This is a genomic window from Actinosynnema sp. NPDC050801, assembly GCF_040673975.1.
Taxonomy (GTDB): Bacteria; Actinomycetota; Actinomycetes; order Mycobacteriales; family Pseudonocardiaceae; genus Actinosynnema.
Genome location: NZ_JBFAQZ010000005.1, coordinates 77,621 through 89,338 on the forward strand (window position 1 = coordinate 77,621; position 11,718 = coordinate 89,338).

General features: G+C 70.7%; 10 protein-coding genes. 7 read left to right on the plus strand and 3 right to left on the minus strand.

Annotated elements, in window-relative coordinates:
* Positions 1–79: 79 nt before the first annotated feature.
* From AB0K14_RS13150 to AB0K14_RS13160, 3 genes are all read left to right on the plus strand, one after another.
* Positions 80–487 carry a CU044_2847 family protein gene (locus AB0K14_RS13150; protein WP_360450087.1) on the plus strand — a complete coding sequence of 136 codons (408 nt, stop codon included), beginning with the start codon at positions 80–82 and terminating at the stop codon, positions 485–487.
* Positions 484–5,097, plus strand: a complete 4,614-nt coding sequence (locus AB0K14_RS13155) for a trypsin-like peptidase domain-containing protein (RefSeq protein WP_360450089.1) — start codon at positions 484–486, stop codon at positions 5,095–5,097. Before AB0K14_RS13150 ends, AB0K14_RS13155 begins: the two co-directional genes overlap by 4 nt.
* Positions 5,098–5,249: 152 nt before the next feature.
* Positions 5,250–6,359 carry a glycosyl hydrolase 53 family protein gene (locus tag AB0K14_RS13160; protein ID WP_360450092.1) on the plus strand — a complete coding sequence of 370 codons (1,110 nt, stop codon included), beginning with the start codon at positions 5,250–5,252 and terminating at the stop codon, positions 6,357–6,359.
* Between the two features lie 60 nt (positions 6,360–6,419).
* Here AB0K14_RS13160 and AB0K14_RS13165 read toward each other — a convergent pair whose 3' ends face one another.
* Both AB0K14_RS13165 and AB0K14_RS13170 read right to left on the minus strand, forming a co-directional pair.
* A complete protein-coding gene (locus AB0K14_RS13165) occupies positions 6,420–7,106 on the minus strand; it encodes a DNA alkylation repair protein (protein ID WP_360450095.1) in 687 nt (228 codons plus the stop codon).
* 211 nt (positions 7,107–7,317) lie between these two features.
* Positions 7,318–7,968 carry a TetR/AcrR family transcriptional regulator gene (locus AB0K14_RS13170; RefSeq protein WP_360450098.1) on the minus strand — a complete coding sequence of 217 codons (651 nt, stop codon included), beginning with the start codon at positions 7,966–7,968 and terminating at the stop codon, positions 7,318–7,320.
* A 25-nt stretch (positions 7,969–7,993) separates the two neighbouring features.
* Here AB0K14_RS13170 and AB0K14_RS13175 point away from each other — a divergent pair, with 25 nt between their 5' ends.
* Together AB0K14_RS13175 and AB0K14_RS13180 are read left to right on the plus strand one after the other, a co-directional pair.
* Positions 7,994–9,508, plus strand: coding sequence for an amidohydrolase family protein (locus AB0K14_RS13175; protein WP_360450100.1), 1,515 nt, complete (start codon positions 7,994–7,996; stop codon positions 9,506–9,508).
* A gap of 19 nt (positions 9,509–9,527) precedes the next feature.
* Positions 9,528–10,028: a DUF1772 domain-containing protein gene (locus AB0K14_RS13180; RefSeq protein WP_360450102.1), complete on the plus strand. Its 501-nt coding sequence runs from the start codon at positions 9,528–9,530 to the stop codon at positions 10,026–10,028.
* 51 nt (positions 10,029–10,079) lie between these two features.
* Here the strand turns inward: AB0K14_RS13180 and AB0K14_RS13185 are convergent, their stop codons facing one another.
* Positions 10,080–10,544 carry a LysR substrate-binding domain-containing protein gene (locus AB0K14_RS13185; RefSeq protein WP_360450105.1) on the minus strand — a complete coding sequence of 155 codons (465 nt, stop codon included), beginning with the start codon at positions 10,542–10,544 and terminating at the stop codon, positions 10,080–10,082.
* Positions 10,545–10,594: 50 nt separating this feature from the next.
* On the opposite strand from AB0K14_RS13185, the gene AB0K14_RS13190 reads away from it, so the two are divergent.
* Positions 10,595–10,774 carry a hypothetical protein gene (locus AB0K14_RS13190; protein WP_360450107.1) on the plus strand — a complete coding sequence of 60 codons (180 nt, stop codon included), beginning with the start codon at positions 10,595–10,597 and terminating at the stop codon, positions 10,772–10,774.
* Between the two features lie 2 nt (positions 10,775–10,776).
* A complete protein-coding gene (locus AB0K14_RS13195) occupies positions 10,777–11,709 on the plus strand; it encodes a fumarylacetoacetate hydrolase family protein (protein WP_360450109.1) in 933 nt (310 codons plus the stop codon).
* Positions 11,710–11,718 lie beyond the last annotated feature (9 nt).

An 11,718-nucleotide genomic window follows, 5' to 3' on the forward strand; every position in this document is an offset into this window, starting at 1 on the left:
TGTGGGGTCGCGATCAAAGGAGAACCGACGTCGCTGGTAGCCACCGGCACCTGACGATCCCCTTCTCCCGAGGAGTGCCATGGGCGGCCGCTCGAACGTGCGCATCATCGAGATCCAGGTCACCGACGGCGACGGGAACGACGGCACGATCCTCGCGGAGGTCGCGATGGACTCCGGGCCGGCGGACGTCTCCGTGCGTCGTTTCCTAAGGCTCGACGACGCCCGTGCGACGATCACCGAAACCGCACGCTGGGTCATCGGGGCCGTCAGGAGCGGTCTGCCCGAGAAGCCGGACAAGATCGGCGTCGACTTCGGCGTCAAGCTCGCCGTCAAGAGCGGGAAGCTCACCAGCGTGCTGGCCGAGGCGAACGGCGAGGCAGCCATCACCGTGCGGCTGGAGTGGACCCCGGACAAGTCGGCCCCGGAGGAGCCGGCCCCGGAGGAGCTGGCCCCGGAGGAGCCAGTCCCGGGGAGGGCGGACCGGTGAACGACGACCTGGTCGAGTTACTGAGGGCGGCCACCGTCGCGGTGGTGAACCAGTACGGTGTCCTGCGCGGGAGCGGGTTCTTCATCGCACCAGGAACGGTTCTGACCGCCGCGCACGTGATCGACCGGCTCGACGGCGAAGAGGCCCACGTCCGTTGGGGTGACACCGGCGCACACCCGGCGAGCGTCCGCTGGAGCGACCCCGAGCGACCGACGGCCTACGTCGACATCTACCCGCTCCCGGACCTTGCCGTGCTGCACGTCCCTGCGGCGATCACCACCACCCACGCCTGCGTGATGCTGTCGACGAAACGGCCGTCGGAAGGCGCGGAGCTGCTCGCGCAGGGCTACACCGGTGGGCTCACCACCACCGAGGCAACGCCCAACCCGGTGGGGTTGCGCTACGACGGACCCGTCACCGAACCGGGCGGAGAGCTGCTGAAGTGCCGCGGCAACGTCGTGGAGGACGGCATGAGTGGTGGTCCGCTCCTGGACCTCGCCACGGGGCATGTGGTGGGCGTGGTCAAGTCGCAGCGATCCCCGGACCTGCCCAACGGGTTGTACGCGGTGGCGGCGCGCAGCCTGCACGAGCGGCGGCCGGACATCTGGACCACCAACCAGCTCTTCCACCAGAGCGATCGACGCTGGCGCCTCGCCATCCAGCCGGACTCGACGGTGCGCGACCCCGCCACGGCCGCCCGGGACCTGCTCACGGTGACCAGCACGACGGTGCGCTCGCGGGCGTTGAGCCTGCCCCGCTCAGTGGACCCGGCGGCCGTGCACCAGACCATCTGGGTGCGGCAGGTGTCGATCATCGCCAAGGACGCGGGCGGCCGCTCGGTGGGCGAGCGCTTCCGGTGGAACCCGCTGCACCAGGTCGGCACGACCACGGTGGTGCGGGGATTTCCCGGCTACGGCAAGACGTGGTTGCTGACCCACTACGCGGCGACCATCGCGGAGGACTCGCGCGTCGCGCTCGAATCGGGGACCGATCCCGATCAGATCCGGATCCCGGTGCTGGTGGACTGCGCGGCGCTCGGCGCCCGGCTCGCGAACGACCCGGACCGCACCGCCGTGCTCGGCGCGATCACGGGTCTCCTGCGGCTCGACCGGCTCCCCGTCGAGGCCGCGGCGGACTGCACGGCCATGGTGCGCGAGGCCTACGACACCGGACGGCTGGCGATCTGCCTGGACGGCCTGGACGAGGTGCCTGGCGAGTTCCGGACCAACCTGAAGAACGCGCTGTCGACGATCGCGGCGAGTTCCAACACGATGCTGATCACGACCCGTCCGTCGACCCTGTCGCTGCTCGACGACGTCGCTCTGGACGGCCGGGTCGACGTGGAGATGCTCGGGTTCGGCCGACGGGAACGGTCGCGGTTCGTCGCGGCCTGGCTCAAGAGCCGCAGCGAGCCGCTCGAAACGGCACTCCAGAACAACGAGTCGTTGCAGGACATGGCCACCGTGCCACTGCTGCTCTCGTTCCTGTGCAGGCTCGCGGACACGCCCAGCCGGGCCGAGGGGTTCCCGACGTCCAGAACCGCGCTCTACCAACAGGTGGTGCGCCGCCTGCTGTCGGGTTCGTGGCGGGAGCCGTCGCGTGCGGCGGTGGACGACATCAGCCCGCCCGACCCGAATCGCCGGATGCAGGTGCTGGCCGGGGCGCTGGGCGAGTTGCAGGACAGCTGGCGCACGTCCGGGGTGACCATCGACCGCGGCGACCTCCTCGCCGCGCTCTCGCGACAGGACGGCTACGAGTACGTCAGGACGGCGTCGATCGCGCGTTGGGAGGCCTGGCAGCGTGGCAGCAACGCCGAGCCGGCGCCGCCGAGGGCGGACGTGGTCCTGTGGGAGTACCGGTTCGACGGGATACTCGTGGACGAGGACGCCGACGGGTTGCAGCCGGAGGTGCGCGTCCTGCACCCGTCACTGCGCGACTTCCTGCTCGCGTCCTACGTCTCCCGGTTGCGGCACGACGAGCTCGACGCGGCACTGGCCCGGCACCGCTGGTTCGACCCCGAGTGGCAGGAGATCTTCGCGATCGCGACCCCGCTGCTGGCCCACCCGGACGCCATGATCACCCGGATCCTCGACGTCCAGGACGACCCGTGGTTCACCCAGGCGCTGTTCGCCGCCCAGTGCGTCGCGGAGAGCGGCAACCGCATCTCGCCCGGGATCGTCGACACCGTCATCGACGCCCTCCTGGCCGCGGACGACTCCGGGCACCCCTCCGATTCCACGTCGGCCGCCTCGGCGCTGGGCCGCATGGTGCGGGCGGCCGTGCGGCCGGCGGAGACAAGCGCGTTGGCCATCTGCACGGGCGACACGGCCACCTCCGTCGAGATGCGGGTCGAGGCGGCCTGTGCGCTGGCGGAGCGCCGGGACCGGCAGGGCATCCACCACGCGATCGCGCTGCTGTCCGACCGCGAGAACACACCGAGGAGGTACCGGCGTCGGCTGACCGCGGCCCTCGCGACGACCGAGGATCCGGCGGCGATGGACGCGATCCTCGGCGAGCTGAGCAGCCGGGCGAAGCTCAAGGACCTCGACGTCGTGATCACCGCGCTGACGCCGCAGTCGGCACGGGTCTTCGACCTCGCGGTCAAGGTGCTGAACTGGCAGGCCATGACCGACACCGCCCGGGCGCACGTGGCGACGGCGCTCATCGAGTGCGGCGACGACGCGATCGACACCGTGCTCGCGGGTGCGCGGAACCCGAGCTTCGAGCGAAGCCTGCGTTGTCAGCTGTACCACCAGTTGATCAACGCGGGGCGCAGGGGCTTGGGCGACGAGGCGATGGCGTTGCTGCGCACGCCGAACCTGACCGCCGACGACAAGTCGCACGTGGTGGAGGCGATGGTCAGGCAGGGCGACACCGCCTGGCTGACCATGGCCGTGCAGCTCGTGGTCGACCCCGCGCTCACGTGGCACCGGCGCATGGCGCTGGCCAGGGCTGTCAGGGACATCGGCGGTATCGGGGCGGACCTGCTGATGCGCCAGGTCCTCAACGGTCGGTCGCTCGCCACCATGTTGGCGCCGCTCACCGCGCTGGTCGAGGTGCGGCACCGGACCGCACAGGCGCTGGCGGCGGACATCATGCGGGACGAAGGTGTGCCGGCCGTCCAGCGCGCCATGATGCTGCTGGCCTTGCTCGACAGCGAGGAGTCGCTCGTCACCGCCGAGCCGGCGCTGAGCCTGTGCGTGGACACCCGGCTCACCGTCGCCGACCGGATGCGCGTCGCGGTGGCACTGGCCCGCAGCGGTGTCGCGGATGTCCGCGACGCGGTGCGGACGATCATCGCGGACCACGCCGACCTGATCGAGTGGCCGCTGAACAGCAGGCTGTTCGCCGCCGCCGGCCACATCGGCCGAGCCGTCCTGATCGACACGGCTCGCGACGAGGAGTGCCCCTGGGACATCCGGATCGGCAGCCTCGTCGCGCTGGGCGGCATCCAGGACCCCGAGGTGGAGCGGACGATCTTGACGATCGACCTGGACGGCGTGCCCGAGATCTGGCACAACCGGCTGATCCTCGGTCTCACCGCGTCGGGCAGCAGGCGGTACGTCGAGCGGTTGGTGGACTCCCTGGCGGGCTTCGAGGGAGGCTACGAGGCGCTGCGCCAGTTCATGTACGGGCCGGGCGCGACGATCGACGACTTCTTCGCCATGCGGGCGGCGGTGGTCGCCGCGACGCAGCGGCAGCAGAAGTCGTCGTCGATGGTCGCCATCGACGACGACCTGCTCACGTCCCTCGAACTCACGTGGTCCTCCGACACCGAGCGGAGGCTGCTGGGGCAGTGGGTGTACGAAACGCTGGAGTTCAGGGTCGGCATGCGGCTCCGGTCGCTCATGCTGCCCGGTCAGACCGCGGAGTTCGAGGAGTTCGTCGACGACGAGGAGGAGCAGGAAGCACTGCGGTGGCTCATGGAGACACTCCCCGAGCACGGCGTCTTCGTCCGGCACGAGCTTGAACTGATCAAGGCGGAGATCCGGGGTGGTCTGCTGCGGCCGCCCGCACCGGATCCCGTCGACGACCGGGTGCTGGCCAACATGGCCACGGCGTTGCACATGCTGCGCGAGTGGATGCGGTTCAGCGCCGCGGGCCAGTGGTCGAAGTTCTTCGACTTCGCCGAGGCGAACAAGAAGGTGCTGCTCACCACCTACGCCGAAGGCGTCGCCGAACTGGCGGCCAGGCTCTCGCGGAGCTGGCCCGAGTACGAGGCACACCTCTACGTGCTCGACGAGGCCGAGTCGATGACCTTCGGGTGGGTCGAGCGCACGTCGTTGCAGCCCGAACTCCTGCGCGAGCGCCTCGTGCGGTTGCTCGACCACGGGCAGTTCCGCATGCTCTACCTCGGCGGTTCGTGGGCCGAGTACCGCTACCGGAGGTCGGCCCACTTCGTCTTCTACGCGGCGCTCGGCGCGGCGGGCTGGAAGCAGGTGTCCATCGCGAAGTCGCTCATGGAGCTGTCCGGCAGGTACGCGGAAGGTGACCAGGTGGCGCAGGGGATCCGGACGATCGAGGAGACGGGTGTCCGGTTCGAGTGGCCGGACGAGACAGTGACCGAGCTCCAGGAGGCCCTGCGGCAAGGTCGCCGGAACGGCGAGTGATCACCGGTTCCCGTGTGATCGTGCACAGTCGTTTGGCTGAGTTTGGGCACATGCCAAGGACGAATCCTGCGGTTGACAGAGAGCTGTGGTCGCTCATTACTGTGCACGTGCACAGTCGCGCCGCCGCCGCATCGTCGATCAAAGGAGATCGGATGTCCGGACCTCACCGGGCGGCCAAGGTCGCCCTCGCCCTGACCGCCGCCGTGCTCCCGCTGACCACGCTCACCCCGGCCGTGTCCGCGGCGGGCACGCTGACCATGCGCGGAGCCGACGTCTCGACCGTGCAACGCGCGCTGGACCTCGGCGCGAAGTTCCACGACGCGTCCGGCGTCGCGCGGGACCCGCTCGACATCCTCAAGGGCGCGGGCGTCAACTACGTCCGCCTGCGCGTCTGGAACAACCCGCGCAGCGGCTACAACAACAAGGCGAAGGTCCTGGCCTACGCCAAGACCGTGCAGGCCAAGGGTCTCAAGCTGCTGGTCGACTTCCACTACTCCGACACGTGGGCCGACCCCGGCAAGCAGTACAAGCCCGCCGCCTGGGCGAACCACACCATCGGTCAGCTGCAGACGGACGTCTACAACTACACCTACGACGTCTGCACCAGCCTCAAGGCCCAGGGCACCACGCCCGACAGCGTGCAGATCGGCAACGAGATCAACGTCGGCATGCTCTGGGACGACGGCAAGGTGGTCGACAACAACTTCACCAACCTCAGCCTCCTGCTCAAGGCCGGCTACAACGCCACCAAGGCGTGCAACGGCGGCACCAAGGTCATGATCCACACGGCGAACGCCGACAACCTCGACCACGCCCGCTGGTTCTACGACGGCATCAGGTCCAAGGGCGTGGCCTGGGACATCACCGCGCTGTCCTACTACTGCTCGTGGCACGGCACGCTCGCCAACCTCTACAACGTCATCTCCGACGTCCGCTCCCGCTACGGCAAGGACGTGGTCCTCGCGGAGACGGCGTACCCCTTCACCACCGCGAACGCCGACGGCACCGGCAACTCGATCAACGCCGGCTGCGCGGGCTACCCGCTGACGTGGGCCGGCCAGGCCACGAACTTCGCCCACGTGCAGAACACCGCGCGCAACGCGGGCGCCATCGGCGTCTTCTACTGGGAACCGACCTGGTACGCCGTTCCCGGCAACGGCTGGGACCCCGCCGACATCACCAACAGCGGCAACGGCTGGGACAACATGGCGATCTTCAACTGGACCGGCCGGATCAACCCCGACGTCCGCTGGACGCCGTGACCGGCCGGTGTCGCGTGGATCGGTGACGGGCGCGCGGTCGGCTCCCGGCCGCGCGTCGCGCTATCGCCGCACCGACGAGGCGTCGTGCTGTCGGCGCACCACTTCGGTGATCCAGGTGGGCGCGAACGGCGACGTGCAGTTCGGGGGAGTCGGGTAGTCCTTGAGCACTTCGAGGCGTTCACCGATGTCGATGGCGCGGGCACGGTGCTCGGCGTGCTCGATCCCGATCTGGGCCAGGCAGTGGTTCATCGCCCACTGCAGGCGATCCGGGGCCTCGCGCATCCCCGCCTCGATGACGTCGAGCAGGGCCGGGAGGTCGAGCCCTTCTGGCTTCTTGGCCACGCGGTCGGTGGTCAGCGCCCACCCGGCGCTCGCGACCACCGGGTCGGGATCGGCGAACCAGGCCAGGCGCAGTGGTTCGGCGTGAAGCCCCTTCTTGACCACGTAGTTCACCAGCCAGTCGTGCACCTTGGGCGTGCGGGCCTCGCGCAGCATGGTGTCCAGCTCGTCGCGCTGGAACGCCTTCGGGCGGCAGATCAGCAGCGCCAGCAGCCGCGCCGCCGTGTCGGCCGTCTCCCAGAGGTCGCGGGTGAGGTCCTGCCGCGTCTTGAGCCGCTTCGCGATCGCCCGCAGCTTGCCGAGGTTCACCCCGTGGTCGTCGCCGTGCTTCTCGTTCACCTCGCGTGCCCTGGGGTCCTCCAGCGCGGCCAACTCGGCCATCACCTCGGCCACCGTCGTCCCGGTCACCCCAGCCTCCCGTCGGTCGCCCGTGGATGCAGATTACGAGGAGGCCACCGTGCACCGGGAGGCCGGTCTTGTCGGTCAGGAGATGAGCACGCGTGCCACTGGTGCGGTGGTAGCCCCCCGGTCGGCGCCCGTACCTGGCCGCCGCTACGTGTTCGACGCCATGTCGAGGCATGGGAGTCCGTGATCGCTCACCTCCCGTCATGCCGACTGCTCATCGTGTATCCGAGGCCTGCGATCGTTCGCGTCGGTTCACCGTGTCGGTGAGCGTGGCGGGGGTGACTCCGCAGACGCGCAGGACGCTCCGGGCGAGCGCTTCGGTGGCCTCCGGCAGTGGCATCCGCCCCGCTTTCACCGCCTCGCCGGCGGCGTGGCCGAGGCTGACCACGGCGGTCGCGAGCCAGGACGTGGGCACGTCGTCAGTGAACTCGCCGGAGTCCTTGCCCCGGGTGAGCAACCGGTCGAGGTGGTCGACCACGGGTCGGTGCCGGGCGCGGTCGGCGTTGGCGTCGGGCGCGGTGGCGGTGGCGGTCAGCAGGAGTGGGGAGCGCTGGAAGGTTCGCCAACTGGCGTCGAGGAGGCGGAGCAGGGCGGCGGCGGCGGGGCCTTCGTCCAGGTGCGCGGCATCCATCTCGGCGACCGCCTCGTCGGTGATCACGTCGATCACCGCGCCGATGAGCGCCTCGCGGGTCTTGAAGTGGGCGTAGACGGTCTGGCGACTCACCCCGGCCGCGGCGGCGATGTCCTCGACGCTCGCGGTGGGTTGGGCGGCCAGGACCTCCTGCGCGGCGGACAGGATCGCGCCGGCGCTGCGGTCGGCGTCGGAGCGGCGGCGTCGACGCCGAGGCGGGGTTATCTCGGACACGTTGTCAAGATTAGCAAAGGTCATTATGTTTGACGGCATGTCAAAGATAACTGTGGTCGGTCGCCGCGATGTGCTGCGAGCGGGCGTCGCCGTGGTAGCGGCGGGTGCGGCGGCCGTGCCTACCGGCGGAACCGCTGCGGCGGCGGGAGACCACGTCCTCGCGCTGACCGGGGTCACGGTGATCGACGTCGGCGGACGCCGACCCGAGCGCGATGCGACGGTGCTCGTCCGCGAGGACCGCATCGTCGCGGTCGGACGCCGCGGCGATGTCCGGGTGCCGGCCGGTGCGAGGGTCCTGGACCTACCCGGGAAGTTCGTGATCCCTGGTCTGTGGGACGCGCACGTGCACAGCATCCCCGCCGAGCGGATCTCTCCGCCCCTGTACCTGGCCAACGGCATCACGTCGGTCCGGGAGATGTCCGGTTCGGCGCTGTTGCACGAGTGGCGTGACCGGGTGGATCGCGGCGACCTGCTCGGGCCGCGATCGGTCATCGCGAGCCGGATCATCGACGGCGCGCCCACCATCGGTGACCCGACGGCCTTCGTCGAGGTCGCCACCGAGGCACAGGCCCGGGACGCGGTCCGCGAGGCCAAACGGGACGGCGCGGACTTCGTGAAGGTGTACTCGCGGCTGCCCCGCCACCTGCACCGCGCGATCGCCGAAGAGGCCCGCCTGCAGCGGATCCCCTTCGCCGGGCACTGCCCGGACGCGGTCCCGCTCGGCACGGCTGGCGCGATGGGCCAGTGCAGCGTCGAACACCTGTACTCGACCTGGTACGACACCTCGACCCGAGAGGCGGAACTGCGCGCCCGGATCGCCGGGCTGACGATCGACCGGAGCGACTACGTCACCTGGATGCACGAGATCCACCGGCTGGAATGGGACGCCGCTCGCAGCTACAGCGCGAGGAAAGCGGCGGCTGTGTTCGCCGTGCTGGCCCGCAACCGCACCCGGATCGTCCCCACCCTGTCGGTGTACCGGGTACTGGACCGGCCGGGGGAGGTCGTGCTCGACGACGAGCGGCTGAAGTACGTGCCGGTGGCGGTGGTCGAGGGCTGGCGCTGGGCGCTGGAGAACGTCATCAAGGCCGGGTGGACGCCGGACGAGGCCGCCCAGCGCCACGCCCTGCTCGACCACCGGCTGGCGTTCGTGGGGGAGTTGACCCGCGCGGGTGTGCCGGTCGTCGCCGGCACCGACGGCGGCGACGTGCCGTTCGTCATCCCAGGGTTCGGCCTGCACGACGAACTCGCCACGCTGGTGCGCGCCGGGCTCGCACCGTTGGACGCACTGCGGGCCGCGACCATCGAGCCGGCCCGCATGCTCGGCCTGGACGACGCGCTCGGCACGGTGACGCCCGGCAAGCTTGCCGACCTCGTCGTGCTCGACGCCGATCCTCTGACCGACATCCGCAACACCACCCGCATCCACACCGTGCTCACCCGAGGACGCGTCATCTCACCGGGCCAACGCACCCACATGCTCGCCGACATCGCCGCCGCGGCGGCCGAACCCACCGCTTCGCCAACACCCACCGCTTGACCGAACCCGAGGAGTCCCCATGCCCATCCGACTGGTCACCGGCCTCGCCCTGCTGTCCACCGGCCTGCTCGCGGGCGCTTTCGCTTACGGCGCGGTCAACGTGGCGACCACGTTCGACGTGGTGCCACTCGACGTGCGCCTGACCTTCCACTCGGCGCTCATGCAGATGAACGGCATCGTCATGCAGACCATGATGGCGCTGGCCGCGCTGAGTTCGCTGGCCTTGGCCGTGCCGGCCCGCGGCACCCAGCGGTACCTGGCGGGCGCGGCCGGAGCACTGGTCGTGGCCTCGTTCCTGATCACGCGCTTCGGCAACGTGCCGATCAACGGCCGGATCAAGGTGTGGGCCGTTTCCGGGCCACCGGCCGACTACGCGACGCAGCTCCAGCGATGGGAGACCTTCAACGTCGTGCGCACCGTCACCGCATTCGTCGCGTTCGCGCTCGTCGTCGCGATCGCCATCGGGGTGGCCCGAGTCCGCCAGGCCGACCGCGGGCCCGCGATCGACGCAACGGCGTGACAACGCGCGCCGACAGTCCACTTCAGACTCGGTGTGCGCCGGCAGGACGCGTCACGCACCCCTGATACGTCGGCCCACCCGCTCGGCCACCTCGCGCAGCCAGATGTGCCCGGCGTCCTGGGCGTGCACGGGGTGCCACCACATCGCCTCCTGCAACGGCACGGCGGGGAACGGGCAGGGCAGCACGCGGACGCCGAGAGCGGGGGAGAGGTCGACCAGGCGCTGCTGGGCCAGGGCCACCCGCCGGGTGCCGGCGACCAACGCGGGCAGCAGGTGGAACGACGGCACGGAGACGTCGACGCGCGGGCTGATGCCGAGCATGCTCAGCTGTCGGGCGACCGGCGCGTCGTAGGTCCGCTGGTAGACCGCCCACGGCAGCCGCGCCAGGTCGTCCAGGGCGAGTTCGTCGCCGACCTCGGTGTTGTCGTCCGCGACCAGGCACACCCACCGGTCGGCGAACAGCTCGACGGCGGGGAAGCCGTCGATCACGCCGTGCGGCAGCAGCAGCCCGTCCACCGTGCTCAGCAGCGTGCTCAGGTTGTCCAGCTGACCCCCACGGCAACACCGTGGAGTACACCACCGAGCTGGAGCTGCTCGACGAGGACACCTGGCACCCGCACGTCTACGACTTCTCCCGGCCCGAGGTCACCGACCAGTGGGGCACCGCCAACCCGATGAACGAGCTGGTGGCCGAGGAGTCGTTCAACGACCCCGACCGCGGCTGCTTCGTCGCCCCGCCGGTGTGACGATGCGGTTCGCCACCTACCACCACGAGGGCCGCCGGCAGGTCGGCGTCCTGGACGACGGCGACCTGCTGCACCCGGTCGACGCGGGCTCGCTGCTCGACGTCCTGGCCGACCTGCCCGCGGCCGGCGCCGACGCCCTGGCCCGCCCACCGGGACCGCACGTCTCGGCCGTGCGGTTGCTCGCGCCGCTCCGACCGCCCACCGTGCGCGACTTCGTCACGTTCGAAGAGCACGTCGAGGGCATGCGCGCCGGCGCCGGTGTGCCCGGGCAGTGGCACGCCGCGCCCACGTTCTACTTCGGCAACCCCTACGCGGTCATCGGCCCGCACGACGACGTGCCCGTGCCGCCCGGCTCGGCGGTGCTGGACTTCGAACTGGAGGTCGCCGCCGTCATCGGCCGCGAGGGCCGCGACCTCACCCCGGAACGGGCGCGCGACCACATCGCCGGCTACACGATCTTCAACGACTGGTCCGCCCGCGACCTCCAGACCGCGGAGATGGCCGTGGGGCTGGGTCCGTGCAAGGGCAAGGACACCGCGACCACCCTCGGGCCCTGGCTGGTGACCCCCGACGAGCTGGAACCCCGCCGTGACGACGAAGGCCTGCTGCGCCTGGCGCTGACCGCCGAGGTCGGCGGCGAGGTCGTGGGCTCCGACCTGCTGTCCAACATGAGCTGGACGTTCGAGGAGATGGTCGCCTACGCCTCGCGCGGCACGTGGGTGCGACCCGGTGACGTGCTCGGCTCCGGCACCTGCGGCAACGGCGGCTGCCTGGCCGAGCTGTGGGGCCGCGGCGTGGACCGCCCGCCACTGGCGCCCGGCGACACCGTGACCCTCACCGTCGAGGGCATCGGCCGCCTCCGCACCACCGTGGTCGCCGGGGTCGAGGTCCGGCCGGTGCCGCCGGCCCGCCGCCGCCCGAGGGCCAGGCCGTGACCGCCGCCC